Consider the following 18,665-nt stretch of genomic DNA (forward strand, 5'->3'; position numbering starts at 1 on the left):
GACCCGGTTAACATTCTCGCTAGAAAGATGAATGAAACGAAAATTGCCGCTTCGGGTCCTGTGAAAAATTCGCTATTTTACGCTTTTTTGCCAAGCCGTCTCATAAACTTGCGCGACCAGACTCAATTTTGGGGTTACTGTCATGTCAGTTAGCACAAGGGGACTCCCCCAGTTATTCGCCCCCCTGTTGATCTGGGCCTGTCTCAGCGCCCAGGCAGCACCACTGGAATCCGCAAAAGAATTGACTCAACAAGAAGAGTCGTCTTCTGAGTCATCCAGCCAGCGTCAGCTGTTACAACAAGCCAGGCTCGCCATCAAACACGGCAACAAGAAGCAGCTAGAGCGGTTGAAAGCCAAATTAACCAATTACCCCTTGGCCCCTTACCTGGACTACTGGGCAATTAGCAGAAAATTGCGCCAATTACCGGTTAAAGAGATCGACCTTTTTCTTGCAGAGAATCAGGGAACTGCTATCGGCGACTGGATGCGCATTAGGTTACTTAGAGAGCTTGGGCAACAGCGCCAATTCAAAACCTACCTGAAATACTACCAACCTGAAAAACACCGCCGCGCGGCACTTCGCTGTTATTACGCCGACGCTCTGTTTCGCCATGGAAGCAAGGAAAAAGCCGATCAAGTTACCACCGAACTCTGGCTCGTCGGCCACTCCCAGGCTGAAGAGTGCGATCCAGTATTTGCACACTGGATGCGAAATGGCGGTCTCACTCAGGAGAAAACCTGGGCCCGCCACCTGCTCGCCCTGAAGGAGGGCAATCTGGAGCTAGCTTCTTATATCGCCAGGAAAATGGACGAGCCCTATGTGCAGAGAGCTACTGTACTGAGGGAAGTGCATAGATCCCCCAAAAGCCTTCTTAACTACTCTCGCTTTTTACAGGCGCCCAATCAAAATAGGGAAATTATCCTGCATGGACTGCATCGCCTGGCTCGAAAAGACGCCGCAATCGCTGAGGAAGCATGGCAGCGCTATAGTGCAAGCCTCCTCTTTAGCGATGATGAACAGGTGGAGATGCTTCGTCACTTGGCACGTCAATTTGCTCGGCAAGACAATATCCAGGGACTATTGCAGCTAACTAAGAATCACACCATTGATGATGGCTATTCCATTGAGTGGCTGGCACGACAGTCTTTGCGCGAACTCGATTGGGAGCGGGTTGCCTTCTGGATAGACCGCCTACCTACTGAACGACAACAGCGTGACCGCTGGCTCTATTGGAAAGCCCGCTCACTGGAAGAAGTCTACGGTAAAGCTCAATCTGGAGCAGCCTCCCTACTGTATCGGAAAGCTGCGCGCGAGCGCAGTTATTACGGTTTTCTCGCCGCCGATGCCCTCGGGCAAAATTACAGTTTTGTTGACCGTCCCGCTCCAATCACACCAGTGCAAGTGCAGCAGATGGCCCAGCGTGCCGATTTGCAAAGAGCTCGTGAGCTTCAGGCTATTGGTGAGTTATTCCACGCCCGTCGGGAATGGAGATACGCCACTCGGGAGATGGATCACGGGGAACTTTTAGCTGCGGGAAAAGTAGCCAGTGCTTGGGGGTGGTATCACAAATCCATACAGTCGGTTCTTGCGGCGGACTACCTGGATGACCTGGAGCTCCGCTTTCCCCTGGCCTTTGCCGACATAGTAACAAGTGTAAGTGAGCAGGTCGGACGGCAGAGCGCCCCCTTAGAGCCCTATATGATTTTTGCCGTCGCCCGCCAGGAAAGCCACTTTAGCCACGATGCCAAATCAAGGTCTGGCGCATTGGGCCTGATGCAACTGCTCCCCTCCACCGCCCGTGCAACAGCGAAACGCGCCGGAGTTCGCTATCGACGCAGCTGGGATCTTCTCAGCCCCAAAACCAATATTGCCCTGGGCAGTTTTTATCTGAGCACTCTGTTAAATCGCTTCGATAACAACCGCTTCCTCGCCGCAGCGGCTTACAACGCGGGGCCAACACGGGTCGCAAAGTGGTTAAAAGAGACCCGTCAACAGCTTCCACACGACGTCTGGATAGAGACCATTCCCTATAGTGAAACCAGAAATTATGTGCAAAATGTACTCGCGTATACGGTAATTTATGCCTATCGAAGTGGCACCAAGCTACAGTTACTTAGGGCAAATGAAGCAAGCAATAAGCTTTAGGAATCTTTTGTGAAGCTTGAAGGTTCCTTGTGCAGCCTTTATGTGGCTCGTTTTTGCGGAAAATGAAATTCATTCTGAAGCCCTTTTCAGGGGAGGGCTTCAGACAGAAAAGAGATTTCTTAATAATTCAGAGGTGCCTATTCAGGGGTGCTTATTCAGCTGATCCGTTTTGCCAGCCATACTCGCAGTTGTGATTGCTCGAAGGGCCAGGCACAAGTGTCTTCAGGATCACCCAAGCCTACTACCGGAATCAGTAAGCTAAAGCGCTCGAACAAGCTATCATCATCGGCAATATCCACCTCCCGCAAGCGCAACCCAAACTGTTCTAACAAGGGCCATATTTCCAGCTTGGCTTTCTCGCACAAGCTACATCCGAGGGTGGTATACAACAGCAATTCACGGGGGGCGCTCATTAAAATACCCCCAAAGTATTTAACCAAAAGTAACCAGCAGCACCCGCGATTAACAAAACAGCTAGCCCCATCGCTTTCATGGAAATGCTGGGCTTGGGCTCCCCTTCCAAAGACTCCACCATATTTGGCACCTCCTCCCGCTGCTCACCAATGGGCACCGCAAAGGAACGTTGAGTGACATCTTCAGCAGCGATTTCGCCTGAAGCAAGCCGTGAGGATTTCATTAAATGTGAAGAGATTGCCGGACGCACTGCAGTGCGATCGAGGTCATCGGCAGGGCCCACAACGGAAAAGCTCAACGAATCAAACCGCAACTCATCCCCCCGCCGCACACGACTCTCCGTAATTCGTCGACCATTGACGAAAGTACCATTGGCCGAGCCGAGGTCAATCACGAACAGCAATCCCTCTCGCACTTCCATCCGCGCATGACGGCGCGAGAGATGCGAAAGTGAAAAAGTGATATCACACTCCTCAGAGCGCCCCACCACTGCCCCGCCTTTAACAGGAAATACTTTTCCAGCTATGGCCTTGTGATTTGCCCGCAATGCCCAGGCTACATTTTTAGCCTTGCTTGAACTGAGCTTCGTCACCTTGGGGTCAACAATTTGCAGTGTTCGGGACCCAATTGTTATCCGATCATTCAATTTTAAATGGCAGGCTGAGGCGACCGACTTACCGTTAACTAGTACTTGAGAACCACCGGAAACATTTCCCAGAGTCAACTGATCCCCTTTGATCGCAATCTTCAAATGCAACTTCGCTATAGAATCATCTGGTAAACATAGGTCGCATCCTTGATCGCGCCCCACCGTCACACCAGGGGCCACCAGCCAAACACTTTGGCCCGAATCGTTTACATCACAAAGTTTGAGCATCGGTCGCGCTCCTCGCCCTAAGGAGATTGAATATGGGGCATCCTAAATAAGGTGGGAGTCCCAATTAACTGTATAACCTGAAAAAATTTGCAGATTGAAGGATCGAGCCGAGTTTAACACGGGCAATATCATTAGCGTGTGATTGGGTTTGCAGCTTACAATGGGGCAAAGGTCTAATATCCAGCTCAGGCAAGGATGACCTATTCAGCTGCCGCAGGTGTCGTTGGGTAAAGTACACTTGCAGCACGACAGGGAGAAGACGGGCTTTTGCCGAAGCGGCTATCACCGTCAGTTACGATAAGAAACCATAACAGGTAGTTGCACGCCAGTGAGTGAAGCCAAAGTACGCGAAGTATCGCGGCACAGCGAAGCAGTTCAACGCACCCCAAGTGCTACACGTAGCGCTGGCGCCACTCATCCCGGTTACCGGCGTGAGCAGAACGAAGATGCCTATTGGGCCGATGAAGCAGAGGGCATTTGGGTTGTCGCCGATGGTTTGGGCGGCCACCACGCCGGAGAGATTGCCAGCCAGACTGTTGTTGAGGAAATCCAAAAGTGCGCAGCGACCGACCGCCATTATGAACGGGCATTGCAAAAAGCCCACGCCCTACTGCTCGGCGATGAACACAGCACTGCCAATATGGGATCCACCGCGGTGGTGCTTGCCGAGGAAGGGGATTACTATCACATCTATTGGGTTGGAGATAGTCGGGCTTACCTGTGGACACCTGGCGATAAAAACGGAGAGTTCAGTCAACTAACCAGTGACCACTCCTATGTTCAAATGCTGATGGATTCTGGCGCCATCAACTCCGAAGAAGCCGCAAGTCACCCCAATCGCCACGTTATTACCCGATGTATTGGCGGTAGCACCAACCCAAAGCTCGAAGTTGATCGAGTTTCCTATCGTTGGAGCGCCGGACAGAAAATTTTACTTTGCAGCGATGGCCTCAGTTCTGAAGTCCCCAGTGAGAAAATAAACCGGATCATTTCAGAAAATACCAATATTCACCAAGCAGTCGAACTTCTCATCAACGCAGCCCTCGACGCCGGCGGCAAAGACAACATCACCATTCAAATTATCGAAGCTCCAGCCATTGCCTCTCCCCTAAGCATTTCGAAGCAATCTCCCGATAGCATCACGCAAAACGAAAATGTCGACACAAGCCGCAACAACAGAAGGTGGCGCCCGCTACTGATTTTGCTTGCCGCTTGCGGGGCTGTTGCCGCACTGGCAGGCGGACTGTCCCAGCTGCTTTAACAGGGCGATAACACATCATGGAACTCGTCAAGAGTGGCAACTCCTCGCTGCAAATCCCCGGCTATCGTATTCTCCGAAAAATAAACCAGGGCGGCATGTCCACGGTATACCTAGCCATTCAGCGCAGCGTGGGTCGTCAAGTGGCTCTCAAGGTTATGTCGCCGGTTCTCAATGCCGATCCAATCTTTAGCGAGCGATTCCAGCGAGAAGCCAATATTGTCGGGCAACTCTCACACCCCAATATTGTCGGCATCCACGATATTGGGCGCTACCGCAGCCTGAACTATATCGCCATGGACTACATGTCTGGCGGATCGGTTGCGGAGAGACTCGCCAAAGGACCCCTGGAGCCACTGGAAGCTCTGAACGTGGTGCGACAAATTGCCATGGCCCTGGATCACTCCCACAGCAAGGGGTATGTACACAGGGATTTGAAACCGGAAAATATACTTTTTCGGGAAGACGGTTCCGCCGTATTGAGTGATTTTGGTGTGGCTCGCGCAGTGGCACATACCACGAGAATGACCAATAGCGGTATGGTCGTAGGGACACCCCACTATATGAGCCCCGAACAGGCCAGGGGTAACGCCATTGATGGTCGTGCAGACCTCTACAGCCTTGGCGTGGTTTTTTATGAAATGCTGACCGGTGTCGTGCCCTACCAGGCCGAGGAAGCAGTGGCTATTGCCATCAAGCACTTGACCGACCCCATACCAAAGCTGCCTGCCCGACACGCGCTGTACCAGTCGATTATTGACCGCGCCCTAGCCAAAGATCCATCAAAACGATTTCAACGGGGCCTGGAGGTTGCCGATGCGGCCGATCAGCTGGTTGCCACCTTGGCGGGAAAACCAAGCCAGCAGATCAGCCAGTTAAACAACACCTCTATCGGTGTATCCAGCCTGGCACGAGCACTTTTCCTTACTCTTTTCAGCAGCCTCCGCGAACGCTTTATCAAGACCTGGCAACTTAGACAGGGCAACCCCCAGCAACTTGGGCCTGCGCGCAAAGATCAGGATACCCTTGTACGCCTAAGGCAATTGGTCAGTGAGCCGGTAAAACACAAACGCCCATGGGCTTTAAGTGCTATCACCGCCATTACTCTACTTTTAGGCTGGAGTGTTTTTAGTGTATTGGGCAACAAGGCACCCCAGCAGGGCAACATCACATTAGCAGATGACGCTAACATCCTTATCCCCGATTCTATTATCAGCACCGATAACCTAGGTAAGCAGCAAACCAGCATGGCAGGTGCAGTCTCAGAAAAACTGCCAGAACATGCACAAAAACTGGCCAGTCCTCAGACTATCTCTCAAGGGGGTCCACTCAAACTGCCTCAACCGAGTCAGTCTGTTCAATTACCGGTATCAGCCGGTTTAACGACTCAAAGCTCTGCTGACACTTCCGAGAAACCGCCAGAAGCAGCAAATACCACACCAACATTTGCCTTTACAGTAGCGCCCGAGCCTGAGGATGCGCGCATACGCATAATGAATATTGCCCCCCGCTATCAGCCCGGCATTCAACTGGAGCCAGGGCAATACGATGTGGAAGTCAGCAAGCCTGGTTATAACCATTATCGGCGCTGGATTAACATTGGTGACCAGGATCTCCAGCTTTCAGTAAAACTGCAAAAGGCCTACTTTGCCGGGAAGAAAATACGCTCAACGCTCTCCTCTGGCGGCCGGGGGCCACAAATGGTCGTGGTGGATTCGGGAGAATTTACCATGGGCAGTGATAAGCACAGCAGCAGCCGCCCGGCACATCCAGTTAATATTCCCAAACCTTTTGCCATTTCAACCCGCGAAATTACTTTTGAAGAATATGATCGCTTTGCCCTGGCCACAGATGCCAAGCAACCCAGCGATGCCGGTTGGGGCCGTGGAGAAAGGCCGGCCATCAATATCTCTTGGCAGGATGCTCAAGACTATGTTCAGTGGCTTTCAAAGGAGACGGGTAGAAAGTATCGCCTACCCAGTGAAGCTGAGTGGGAATATGCAGCTCGCGCAGGCACAAACCACTCTTTTTGGTGGAAAAGTAGCGACGCAAGAGGAAAAGCCAATTGCAGGCGCGGATGCGATAGCCAATTTAACAGCCTTTTCTCTATTAAAACCGGGCCGGTTGCAAACTACCAAGCCAACCCATTTGGCTTGTACGATACCGCGGGCAATGTCGCTGAGTGGGTACAGGACTGCTACCAACCCGGTTACGATAAAAACCGCAACACCCCCTCCCCCGTGAACATCAAAAACTGTCAGTTACGCAGTGTTCGCGGCGGCTCAATGCGGGACCCCTCCAACAGAATCGGAGCGGAATATCGCAAGGGTCTCGATGAAAATAGCCGCACAAAGGATGTGGGGATACGCGTTGTGATGGAACTTGATTAATTATTGATCTAGTTAAAAAACTGAGAATCTCGCCAGGCCACTGCCATCAACTTTTCACGACCAGAGTCAAAGCATTCAAGTGGTGGCAAACTGCAATAGATATTTCAATCTGGGGCAATAGAGATCAGTAGCCACGACACATCCTTGTGCCACATTATTCCACTGCTCCAATAATTCCCTAGGCTAGCAACTGCTTCTAGTTACTTTTACTTTCGCTGTATTTCCCAAACATTGTGGATCTTGGGATTGCGCTGAAAATCCTTATCCAGTAACTGCAATGGCTGCACAGCAAAGGCTTCAGTAACTGCCGCGTCCATTTTAAAGCTGCGCAAATTATTGGAAAAAATCAAAGTGCCCTGCGGAGCCAATAGCGCCATACATTGGCTAATCAGATTGGCGTGATCGCGTTGGATATCCAACACACCTCGCATTTTGGCCGAGTTGGAAAAGCTCGGGGGATCGAGGAAGATCAGGTCGTAATGCCCTTTACGATTTTGCTGGGCCGATGCCAACCACTGCAGGCAATCCGCCTCTATCAATTGATGCTTATAGGGGTCCATACCGTTTGCACGAAAGTTTCGCGCGGCCCAGGATTGATAGGTTCTGGACATATCCACACTGGTACTCTGCACACAGCCACCCAGAGCCGCTTGTACAGTGGCAGTCGCGGTATAGCAAAATAGGTTGAGAAACTTTTTCCCCGAGGACATTTCGCGCAGGTACTTTCTCACCGGGCGGTGGTCCAGGAACAGCCCGGTATCCAGGTAACTCCACAAATCCACTTCCAACTCAGCGCCGTACTCCTGCACTTGTAAGCTGGACCCTGCATCAGCCTGCTTTTGATACTGGCTGGCGCCCTTCTGGCCGCTTTTATGGCTGTGGCGACGACGCTCCTTGATACTCATTTTCCCCCTGGGCAACTCCAGAACGAATTGCACAGCCCGCATCAAATCTCTTAACCGGTTTCGCGCCTTGTTTTCATCAATACTGGCCGGTGGCCGGTACTCTTGCAGATGTGCATACAGGTCCCCTTCCAGGGTTCGATATAAGTCCACCGCAGCGGCATATTCCGGCAGGTCAGCATCGTAGAGCCTAAAACAATCAATACCATTCCTGGAGGCCCACTTACCCGTGGTGCGTAAATTCTTGCGCAGGCGGTTGGCCACCATTTCGGCTTCCGGGGAAAGCTTACGCTCCTTTTGCGCAGTTTCGTTTTGCTCATTTTGTTCGCGCACTTGAAACAGCAGTAATTGGCTTGGAATTGTGCCGTTATACAGCTGGTAGTGCTTGTGAGAGCGCAGGCCAGTGGAATAACCCAACTCAGGATTACCGGTAAAAATTCCCACCAGCCAACCGGGGAATTCCGCCTTCAGCTGCCGCCCCAATTCCGCGTAAGTTTCCCGCAGAGCCTCTTGCTCTCCAAGGCGCTCACCATAGGGTGGGTTGGTCAATACCAGGCCAACATTGACCTCTCTGTGACTCGGAACCTTGAATGTCGCAACCGGCCGACAACTCACCCTCACCTGCCGCTCCAATCCCGCCCTGGCGATATTACCTTCGGCGGCAAATAGCACCCTGGCATCAGCATCGTAACCGCGAATTTCTGGTAGAGGCTTTTCCAAACCCGCGGCGCGGCGCTGCAAAGCTTCCTCTCGCAGCTCATTCCAAATATCGCTCTGGTGGTTGAGCCAGCGCTCGAAACCAAAGCTTTCGCGGAATAGACCCGGGGCGATATCTGCAGCCATCATGGCCGCCTCAATCAAAATAGTGCCTGAGCCACACATGGGATCCAAAAGGGCCCCGTCCTCCTCCGCAATCTGCGACCAGCGGGTACGCATCAATAGGGCCGCCGCCAGGTTTTCCTTCAGCGGGGCAGCACCGATATGTGTTCTATAACCCCGCTTGTGAAGGCTTTCCCCACTCAGATCTATGGCAATATCCAGCTTATCCCGCTGCAGTCGCAGGGCAACGGTTAAGTCTGGATTGTGCTTATCGATGCTGGGCCTCGCCCCGGTTTTTTCCCGCAAGCGATCAACGATGGCATCTTTTGTCTTTTGTGCGCCAAACTGGCTGTTTCGGATCTCTCGATTGGTCCCCGAAAACTGCAACCAAAGTTTCCCCGAGGGGCCAATATGCTGCTCCCAAGGTTGTGCCGCCACAGCCCGATAGAGATCTTCAGCTCCGCTAATACGCACTTGATCAAGCTGCAGTAGGATTCGGTTGGCCAGACGGCTCCAGAGGCAACAGCGATAGGCCAGCTTCAAAGAACCGGCAAAATGCACTGCCGCGGGCTGTTCTCGAAGGACCCTGGCACCCAGGGACTCCAGCTCTCCGACAAGTAGATTCTCCAATCCTTTCGGGCAGGTCGCGGTGAACTTAAATTCTTCTATATGTGAGTCGGTCAAAACTTTTTCTCGATAACCCCACAATAAGTGGGTATATACAACGCCTGTTGGCGTGAATTAGATTTTCAAACGGCCTGAGAGGGATACCTGAAAGGCAGCAACTTCCTCGGCAGGCCAGACTTTCTGGCGCGATTATCCCACTTTGTAACGGCTGAGCCTATGGCACATGGGGATCGTTATGGTGTCTACCGGGTCACCCCCACTTCTCACTGGCATTTTGCAAATACCCAAGGCGCCACATCCAGCTTTTTCCGATTGTGGCCCCTCCACCATATTCTTGCAGTGTGGGAAGCGAATGGCGGCGCTCAACTGCCCGCGGAAAAGATTCGCTAAGCTTTAATTGTCGATGCAACAAAACCGCAATAAGCATCCAACGGGCCGCGCCGCAGTCCGTAAATCTACAAGCAGAGGTGCCGTATAGATGAAACGCCAAAAACGCAATCACGCCGACAGGGCTTTCTATAAAGGGTATTTGGCAGCCCTGAACAATAAGTCTATTGATAGCTGTCCCTTTGTCGAAAATGACCCACACCAGGAATGGGTTAACGGCTGGCGTGAAGGGCGGGAAGACTACTGGAATGGCTTTGACAGGACTACCAAGGCGCAAAAACTGGAAATTTATGGCGCCGTTTCTACCGATATCCAATACCCAGACGGCTGGAGCACCATTTAGTCAGCGGGAAGGTGCAGGCAAGCCTGCACCTTTCGTCAGCTCATCAGAAACAATAAGCGCCAAGCCATTGGCAAACCATCCTGATCGGCGAGCACACTTCACAGCCATTAGGCGGGATGGTCAATATCCAGCTTACTCACCAGTTGAACGGCGTCGCTCCATCGCAATGGCTTCCACTGCCTCACGCACTAATTGGGGCCCGCGGTAGATAAAACCGGTATAGATCTGAACAGCCGTTGCCCCAGCACGAATTTTTTCTGCGGCACTGTCGCCATCGAAGATACCGCCCACGCCGATAATCGGGAGCTGCTTATCCAACGCTTTTGACAGCTGCTCAATCACCTCCGTAGAGCGTTGTTGTAAGGGCTTTCCACTGAGCCCACCCTCTTCACTGCCGTGGGGTAGATTGGCCACAGATGATTTATCGATCGTGGTGTTCGTGGCGATAACCCCATCGATGCTGTATTCGCACAGCGCCTCCGCAATCTGCGCTATGGCATCCCCTTCCATATCAGGAGCAATTTTCACCGCAACTGGCACATAGCGATCACTCTTTTGAGCCAGCTCCGCTTGCTTGTCCTTGATGCTACCCAGCAGCCTGTTGAGACTCTCACCAAATTGCAGGTCCCGCAGCCCCTTGGTATTCGGCGATGAAACATTCGCGGTGATGTAATCGGCGTAGGGATACACTTTTTCCATGCAGAGACGGTAATCATCAGCCGCCTTTTCCACCGGGGTATCGAAATTCTTGCCGACATTGATACCCAAAACACCCTTGTAACGGCGGTGTTTCACTCTATCGATCAAGTAATCAACCCCAAGGTTATTGAACCCCATACGGTTGATAATGGCACCCGCTTCCTCTACACGAAACAGTCGAGGAAGTGGGTTACCTGGCTGCGGGCGAGGAGTCACAGTACCCACCTCGACAAATCCAAAGCCAAGTGCACCCAGGCCATTAAATGCCTGGGCATTCTTATCCAGCCCCGCGGCCAGACCAACCGGATTCGGTAGGGTCAGCCCCATCAGCTCTACCGGGTCATGCGCCACTGATTGCTTGAAAAAAGACATCAAACCGAGGCGCTCAGCGGCACCTATTGCATCCAGAGAGAGGTGGTGGGCCCGCTCGGGATCGAGCGCAAACAGAGCTTTACGCAGAGTTGAATACATACCTTTCCTTACGTGGGGACTGGACCCGTTCGCCCGGAGCAAACGAACGGGAGTAGAGTTTCATTACCGCCCGTGATCTCTGAAAGTTGGAGAACCTCCAGCGATTTCACGGGCTTGCACCGGCCTATTCCGCCAAGGTCTCGCGATCGGCCGTTGCGTGGGCGAGGTACATCAACTCGCGCAACGCTACTGTAAACATCGCAAAATCACCGACGGCAGCAGCCTTCAGCTCGGCAATCATATTGTGCCAACGCTGAATAGCTGGCGCCATAATAGCGCCCCAGCGAGACATTGCACTATCTACATCCAAATTCTCAGCACTGGCGAGACGCAGGATATGGACGGCCAGGGTAGCGAGCTGACTGTCAAGGTCATCCATACTGGTCTCGCGAGCCTGGGCCTGCCAGAAACTATCCACTGGCAGATCCACAATCAGGTTGCCAAACCAGTGCAAATTCAGCTCATCGGAGAGGCTGAAGTAGACTTTAGCCACTTCCTCCACCGGCCGGTCACTGGCATAGGCTGACTCAGAAATACCCAGAGCTGAGTAGAGATAGGTCGGCGACGCAGACAGCAGGGCGATCTCTTCCGGCAAACCAGCCTCTAGCAGTTTCTGGTAGCGCTGCTCCCACTCCCCCAATGGGTCGCCACTGAGGACTTTGGGCAGAGCCTTGATCACTCTCTGCACCTGCGATTGGAACAAGGCACAATTCTGAGCGGGCTCCAAATCACTGCGGCGATTGCGCAGGAACCAGCGAGCTGCGCGGCGAACCCGGCCGATCATAGAGTTGAGCAGTTCGGTCTGCAGCTCTGCGGGCACCTTGTAATCCAGCTCGGCCAGTTGTTGCTGGAACTCCACCATCTTGTACACATCGCGGGCACTAATATAGGCTGCAGCGACATCGTTAACATCCGCACCGGTTGCCGTGCTGATGCGGTTGTAAAAGGTAATCCCCATACTGTTGACCATTTCGTTGGCCACCTGAGTGGAAACGATCTGGCGCAACAGAGGATGCTCGTACACCTGGTCTTTGTAGCGCTCTACCAATGCTGCCGGGAAGGCGGATTCGGCCGCTTCGCGCACACGAGGGTTATCGGTAATTTCCGCCTCCTGTAGCTCCTCTTTCAACTTCACTTTCACGTAGGAAATCAAAACGGAAAGCTCCGGCCGAGTCAGGGTCTGTCCCTTGTGTACCCGATCAGAAATCTGCTCATTATCGGGAATAAACTCTAGAGCCCTCTTTAATCGGCCATCTTCTTCCAGGGTATTAATCGTACGGCGGTACTCATCCAGACGCTTGGAGACTTGGTACTCCGCCACGCTCAATGCACGGGTCTGGTCGTAGTTATTATGCAGCACCAGCTCGCTCACCGAATCGGTCATACCGTGCAGCAGCTGGTTGCGCTGCTTCTCGGTGAGATCGCCATTCGCCACCACTTTATCGAGGAGAATCTTGATATTCACCTCATGGTCGGAACAGTCCACACCCGCTGCGTTATCGATAAAGTCTGTGTTACAGCGGCCACCGTTAAGGGCATACTCAATTCGCCCACGCTGAGTCATACCCAGGTTGCCACCCTCACCAAAAACTTTAGCGCGCAACTCCGCGCCGTTAACGCGCAGGTGGTCGTTGGATTTGTCGCCCACTTCACTATCGGTTTCCGTCCCGGCCTTAACATAAGTACCGATACCACCATTCCAAATCAAATCCACCGGCGCACGCAACAGGGCACTGATCAACTCATTGGGCGTCAGTCGGTCTTCCTTGATGTCGAAGGCTTTTTTCATCTCAGGAGTGATACTGATCGCTTTCACTCTGCGTTCAAAGACACCGCCACCCTTGGATATCAGTGTGTGATCGTAATCCCTCCAGCTGGAACGAGGCAGCTCAAACAAACGCTTGCGCTCTTCGAAACTGCTTGCCGCATCGGGACTCGGATCGATAAAAATATGCATATGGTTGAATGCAGCTTTCAGCTGGATATGCTCAGACAACAGCATACCGTTGCCAAACACATCACCGCCCATATCGCCGATACCAATTACTGAGAAGTCCTCTTTCTGAACATCCACTCCCATCTCACGGAAATGTCTCTGCACCGAAACCCAGGCTCCGCGAGCGGTAATGCCCATCTTCTTGTGGTCGTAACCCTGACTACCACCTGAGGCAAAGGCATCCCCCAGCCAAAAGCCGTAATCCGCGGCAATACCATTAGCGATATCGGAAAACGTCGCCGTTCCCTTATCCGCAGCAACCACCAGGTAGGGATCGTCCTCATCCCGACGCACTACCTGCTCGGGCGCGACAATCTCACCGTTCTTCAGGTTATCGGTAATATCCAGCAAGCCGCGGATAAAGGTTTTGTAGCAAGCGATACCCTCTTCCAGCATGGCTTCGCGGCTGCCATCTGCAGGGGGGCGGCGCACAACAAAACCGCCCTTGGCACCACTGGGGACAATCACCGCATTTTTTACCGCCTGGGCTTTTACCAAACCCAAGACTTCTGTGCGGAAGTCCTCCCGGCGATCCGACCAGCGCAGGCCACCGCGGGCTACCTTGCTACCACGCAGGTGTACGCCTTCCACCCTTGGGGAGTAGACAAAGATTTCAAATTCCGGACGCGGCTCGGGAATACCGGGAATATCCCGCGGACTGAACTTGATGGAGATATAGTCCTTGGGCTGGCCGTCAGCTCCGACTTGGAAAAAGTTGGTTCTCAAGGTGGCGAGGATCAACTCGAGATAGCGGCGCAATACCAGATCTTCGTTGAGGTTCTCAACGGCATCGAGACCATCGTGAATTTTGGCAATCAACCGTTCCACACGGGTTTGCTCTTGCTTACCACTACTCAAACGCGGATCAAACAATGCGCGGAACAGGGCCACTAAATTGCGCGTGATTTCCACTTGGCTAGCCAAGGTTGCGGCAATATAGCTCTGGCTTGCACTGGACTTTGTCTGCTTGAGATAGCGCGCATAGGCGCGCAGCATAGAGACTTCGCGCCAGTTCAAGCGCGCAGCCAATACCAGGCGGTTAAAGGCATCGCTCTCAGCGGTATGACTCCAGATTGCAGCAAACGCATCCTGGAAAAGGCCACGGGATGCCTGCGCATCGATTTTCGTTGGCAAGCCAAATTCCAGGTGGAATTCATGCATCCATACATCGGTGCTGCCGGAAGGGCGAATGGTATAAGGGAATTCTCCGATTACCCGCAGACCGAGGTTTTCCAATACGGGAATTACATCGGAGAGGGTCAGACCACTGCCCCAGTTAAATACCTTGAAGCGCAAGCTGCCCTGAGCGGCTCCAGATGGCTGGTAAAAGCTCATCGCCACCCGGTTGTTTTCGTTAAGATCCTGGATCGCCGCCACATCCTGTACGGCGATGCGCGGCTCGAAATCCTCTCGATAACCTGCCGGGAAGGCGCGGCCAAAAATCCGGAAAAGTCGGTTACCCTCTTCCTCTCCGCTACTTTCAACTAAGGATCTTTGAAAAACATCTTCCCAGGAGCGGGTAATATCCACAATTTGCGCCTCCAGCAGCGCTACGTCTATATCGACAGGCTCATCAGGCGAGATGCGGAAAACAAAGTGCACGCGCGCGAGGATGGATTCAGAAAAATAGGTGGTGAAATCAGACTCTTTGGCCTTGATCGCCTTGGAGATATGAGCACAAATCAATTCGCGTACGCTACTGCTGAACTGGTCCCTTGGAACATACACAGTGGCTGTAACAAATTTTCCAAAAAGGTCTCTGCGCATAAACAGGCGAACATGGGCGCGCTCATTCAGGCTGAGTACCCCCATCACAACATCGAAGAGCTCCCGGGTGCTGCTCTGAAACAGTTCATCGCGGGGAAAGGTATCCAGAATACGGCGCAGCGCCTTACCATCATGCCCATAACCAGAGAGACCGCTGTACTCAATAATTGAGGCCATCTTGCGTCGGATAATAGGGATCTTGGCTGGACTCTCTGTGTAAACTGGTGAGGTATAGAGCCCCATAAAAGCGGATTCACCAATCACCTCGCCCTCGGCGTTATAGCGCTTGATCATGACATAATCTGAGTAGGCGCTGCGATGTACGCGGGATTTCACCGAGGACTTGGCAAAAGTCAGATAGTTGGGCCCCTGGTAAAAGCGCTGCTTGCCTTCGCTAAAAGCCGTTTCGGGCATAGGCGCTGCGGCTTCTTCTAGCTTCTTGAAGATGCCGAGGCGGCGATCTTCCACCTCACTGAGAATTTTCTTGTCGCCTACCTGACTGAACTCATACTCCCGGTAGCCGAGAAAAGTAAAGTTGCCATCGCGCATCCACTGTAAAAACGCACAGGCCTCAAGGAGATTGGTATCGTCCTCAGATACTCCGGCTTTCAGCTGCCCTTCCATACCGCCACAGGTCTCGAGCATGGGCGCGTAATCATCAACCACCAATTCCACATCGCCGAGAACATCTTTCAGGGCCGCAGTGAGCTCTGAGGCAAACTTCGCCGAAGTGTCATGGTTGACCTCAATATAAATGAGGGCCTCACTGACTAACTTCGCCCCCTTGGCAGGCTTGTGATCTTTAGCCGTAATATGCTCAAAAGTCAGATTGGGAATTTCATCCCTGGGTGGCAGCAGGCGTTTTAATTTTCCGCCAGCACTGCGCTCGAGTTGCAGCACGGTACTCTTAATGGAGTGGATAACCGTATTTTTCTGGTTAACCTCCATACGCACCGAGTCCACCAGGAAGGGCATATCCCGTACCAGTAGCCCTATTACCGTATGCGAGCATTCCCAGCCATCGTCTTCCAGGCGCGGATTGAAGATTCGCACCTTGGGCAGGCCATCAGAACGTTGCTGAATAAAGTTCCACCAGGTGTAGATACAACCGTAGATATCTACCAGACGTCGGCCCTGCAGGTCTTCCAGTGGATACTGGTGCAGAAACTGCTGCGCAAAAGCCACTACCGGCTCTGCATCAGATGACAACTTATCGCGAATCAGCTCACAAATTTGTGCCACTAACTCTTCACGGCTGTCGGTAATCACCGTCGCCATATTCACGGGGAACCTCCCAATCTCATTTTTGTCACATCGAATCCTATGACTGTAGATCCGAAAAGATCGTCATCTCATCCCTGAAGTGCTGCAGGGGCGAGTCCAAAAAATTAAACTTTCAATTAACCTTGTGAGTGGCACCAACGCCACCTCAAGAATGTCGCCTAAAAAGTGGGCGGGTGTTCGGTGGTTGCCTCTTCTACTGGTGCCGCTAAAATCAACAGGCCCCATCGCTTTGGCGGCGACTATATATAAAAGATGGTAGATAGCCACCCGGACTAATTGGGCGGGCACATTTACAGAAGAAGAGACGCTATGGAAGCAAACCGGAATATCAGAGATCACATCATCGCATTGGGCGACTGGCTGGAAGAGCAGATCATCGGCCAGGAGACGCTGGTTAATCGTATTCTGATCGCTCTGCTTGCCGATGGACACCTGCTCGTTGAGGGGGCTCCAGGCCTGGCCAAAACCAAGGCGATCAAAACACTGGGCGAAGCTATTGAGGGTGACTTCCATCGAGTTCAATTCACGCCAGACTTGCTGCCGGCTGATATTACCGGTACCGACATTTACCGGCCGGAAACCGGAGAGTTCCATTTTCAACCGGGACCAGTCTTTCACAACCTGATCCTGGCGGATGAGATAAACCGCGCGCCCGCCAAAGTGCAATCGGCACTGTTGGAGGCTATGGCCGAGCGGCAAATTAGTGTGGGTCGAAAAACCTATCCGCTGCCGCAATTATTTTTAGTGATGGCCACCCAAAACCCCATTGAGCAAGAGGGGACTTATCCTCTGCCTGAGGCTCAGTTGGATAGGTTCCTCATGCAGGTGAATCTTGCCTATCCCGATGCCGAGGCGGAAGCAAAAATCCTGCGCCTGGCCAGATCCGAGGCCACCCTTGGCGAAAATCGCCCTACCGAAATTATCAGCCAGGAAACCATTTTTCAGGCCCGCAACCAGATTCTGGAAATGCAGATGGTCGAGGCCGTGGAAACCTATACTGTCCAACTTGTCATTGCTACGCGCGAGCCGGCGAAGTATGACAGCGAGCTGGCATCATGGCTAGATTTTGGTGCAAGTCCAAGGGCAACAATTGCACTCGACCGCTGTGCCCGCGCACGCGCTTGGCTAGCAGGGCGCGATTTTGTGACCCCAGATGATGTCATGGATGTTGCCCCAGATATTTTACGCCATCGCCTGCTACTCAGTTTTGAAGCCGAAGCCGCTGGCATTACTACAGACCAGGTTATTCAACGCCTGCTTCAACAGGTGCCAGCTATCTGATGCACACCGCAACCCCGCCATCAGAACTGGACCTGCGCGGCGCCTATCCGGAAGTCAACTCACTGGTGCAAATGCGCTATGTTGCGCGCCAGTTACAGCTCTTTAAACCTCGCCTGGTGCGCAGCGACCAGGCTGGGAACCTCCTTACCCGCTACCGTGGGCGTGGGATGAATTTCGAAGAAGTACGGGATTACCAAGCCGGCGATGACGTACGCTCAATCGACTGGCGTGTAACTGCGCGCACTGGCACAACCCATACCAAGTTGTATCAGGAGGAGCGGGAGAGGCCCATTGTTATCCTGCTCGATTTGCGCTCACCGATGTTTTTCGGTAGCCACCGCGCTTTCAAGTCTGTCGCAGCGAGCGGCATCGCCGCCGCACTGGGCTGGGCTGGGCTGCAACACAGCGACCGCATCGGTGCCCTGCTCTTTTCTGATAAAGACATAGACACTGTGCGCCCTAAGCGCAGCCATCACGCCGTATTAGCGATGATTCACAGCGCAGTGGACAGGGCATCTAAATTACAGAGCCCAATCGCTGAGAATGGCAGCCAATCCATGCAGACTCTGCTGGAGGAGGCCCGCCGTATCGCCCGCCCCGGCAGTGCACTTTTTCTTATAAGTGATTGTCATGACCTGAATCAGCAATGCTCCCAGTCTTTGTATTTGCTGTCGAGGCACGCGGATTTACAGGTACTGCGCATAACTGATCCACTGGAACAACATTTGCCCGATCAGTCCCTGACAATTTCGGATGGCCGACAACGCACATTTTTAAACGCAGGCAACCGCCCCCTGCGTGAGCATTTTGCAGAAAAGCAGGCCCAGGCCCGCGCCGATGTTGAACAATTATGCCGGCGACATCGACTTCCGCTGTTGGATTTTGACAATACAAAACCCCTTGTCGGGGAATTAATGTCTTTTTACGGTTCACGCCAGCAAAACGGTTGGCATAAAAATAAAAGGCAGTAGCCGTGATTGATAGGGAACACACTGAATTTTCAC

11 protein-coding genes are annotated in these 18,665 nt (G+C 52.8%); 6 read left to right on the top strand and 5 right to left on the bottom strand.

Annotated elements, in window-relative coordinates:
• Nucleotides 1-142 precede the first annotated feature (142 nt).
• Entirely contained in the window at nucleotides 143-2,146 is a 2,004-nt protein-coding gene (locus ACXAFI_RS10355) for a transglycosylase SLT domain-containing protein (RefSeq protein WP_475108730.1), read from the top strand.
• A 155-nt stretch (nucleotides 2,147-2,301) separates the two neighbouring features.
• Here the strand turns inward: ACXAFI_RS10355 and ACXAFI_RS10360 are convergent, their stop codons facing one another.
• Nucleotides 2,302-2,559 carry a glutaredoxin family protein gene (locus tag ACXAFI_RS10360; protein ID WP_475108731.1) on the bottom strand — a complete coding sequence of 86 codons (258 nt, stop codon included), beginning with the start codon at nucleotides 2,557-2,559 and terminating at the stop codon, nucleotides 2,302-2,304.
• On the bottom strand, nucleotides 2,559-3,437 hold the full coding sequence (locus ACXAFI_RS10365; protein ID WP_475108732.1) for an FHA domain-containing protein: 879 nt from the start codon (nucleotides 3,435-3,437) through the stop codon (nucleotides 2,559-2,561). Before ACXAFI_RS10365 ends, ACXAFI_RS10360 begins: the two co-directional genes overlap by 1 nt.
• Nucleotides 3,438-3,765: 328 nt before the next feature.
• Between ACXAFI_RS10365 and ACXAFI_RS10370 the strand changes: the two genes are divergently transcribed.
• Together ACXAFI_RS10370 and ACXAFI_RS10375 are read left to right on the top strand one after the other, a co-directional pair.
• On the top strand, nucleotides 3,766-4,698 hold the full coding sequence (locus ACXAFI_RS10370) for a PP2C family protein-serine/threonine phosphatase (RefSeq protein WP_475108733.1): 933 nt from the start codon (nucleotides 3,766-3,768) through the stop codon (nucleotides 4,696-4,698).
• Between the two features lie 17 nt (nucleotides 4,699-4,715).
• Nucleotides 4,716-7,085, top strand: a complete 2,370-nt coding sequence (locus ACXAFI_RS10375; RefSeq protein WP_475108734.1) for a bifunctional serine/threonine-protein kinase/formylglycine-generating enzyme family protein — start codon at nucleotides 4,716-4,718, stop codon at nucleotides 7,083-7,085.
• A gap of 206 nt (nucleotides 7,086-7,291) precedes the next feature.
• Here the strand turns inward: ACXAFI_RS10375 and rlmKL are convergent, their stop codons facing one another.
• The gene (rlmKL, locus tag ACXAFI_RS10380; protein ID WP_475108735.1) at nucleotides 7,292-9,490 is read right to left on the bottom strand and encodes a bifunctional 23S rRNA (guanine(2069)-N(7))-methyltransferase RlmK/23S rRNA (guanine(2445)-N(2))-methyltransferase RlmL; all 2,199 of its coding nucleotides are present in this window, start codon (nucleotides 9,488-9,490) and stop codon (nucleotides 7,292-7,294) included.
• A 421-nt stretch (nucleotides 9,491-9,911) separates the two neighbouring features.
• Here rlmKL and rmf point away from each other — a divergent pair, with 421 nt between their 5' ends.
• The gene (gene rmf / locus ACXAFI_RS10385; protein ID WP_152453232.1) at nucleotides 9,912-10,163 is read left to right on the top strand and encodes a ribosome modulation factor; all 252 of its coding nucleotides are present in this window, start codon (nucleotides 9,912-9,914) and stop codon (nucleotides 10,161-10,163) included.
• Nucleotides 10,164-10,295: 132 nt separating this feature from the next.
• Here rmf and ACXAFI_RS10390 read toward each other — a convergent pair whose 3' ends face one another.
• Both ACXAFI_RS10390 and ACXAFI_RS10395 read right to left on the bottom strand, forming a co-directional pair.
• Nucleotides 10,296-11,333 (bottom strand): quinone-dependent dihydroorotate dehydrogenase, encoded by a 1,038-nt coding sequence (locus ACXAFI_RS10390; protein ID WP_475108736.1) that lies wholly within the window; start codon nucleotides 11,331-11,333, stop codon nucleotides 10,296-10,298.
• A 124-nt stretch (nucleotides 11,334-11,457) separates the two neighbouring features.
• A complete protein-coding gene (locus tag ACXAFI_RS10395; protein WP_475109813.1) occupies nucleotides 11,458-16,374 on the bottom strand; it encodes an NAD-glutamate dehydrogenase in 4,917 nt (1,638 codons plus the stop codon).
• 315 nt (nucleotides 16,375-16,689) lie between these two features.
• Here ACXAFI_RS10395 and ACXAFI_RS10400 point away from each other — a divergent pair, with 315 nt between their 5' ends.
• Both ACXAFI_RS10400 and ACXAFI_RS10405 read left to right on the top strand, forming a co-directional pair.
• Nucleotides 16,690-17,661 carry an AAA family ATPase gene (locus ACXAFI_RS10400; protein ID WP_152453226.1) on the top strand — a complete coding sequence of 324 codons (972 nt, stop codon included), beginning with the start codon at nucleotides 16,690-16,692 and terminating at the stop codon, nucleotides 17,659-17,661.
• Entirely contained in the window at nucleotides 17,661-18,632 is a 972-nt protein-coding gene (locus ACXAFI_RS10405) for a DUF58 domain-containing protein (RefSeq protein ID WP_475108737.1), read from the top strand. The genes ACXAFI_RS10400 and ACXAFI_RS10405 overlap by 1 nt, the downstream gene beginning before the upstream one ends.
• Nucleotides 18,633-18,665: the final 33 nt, after the last annotated feature.

The sequence above is a fragment of the Microbulbifer sp. ABH2_005 genome (genome assembly GCF_056160005.1).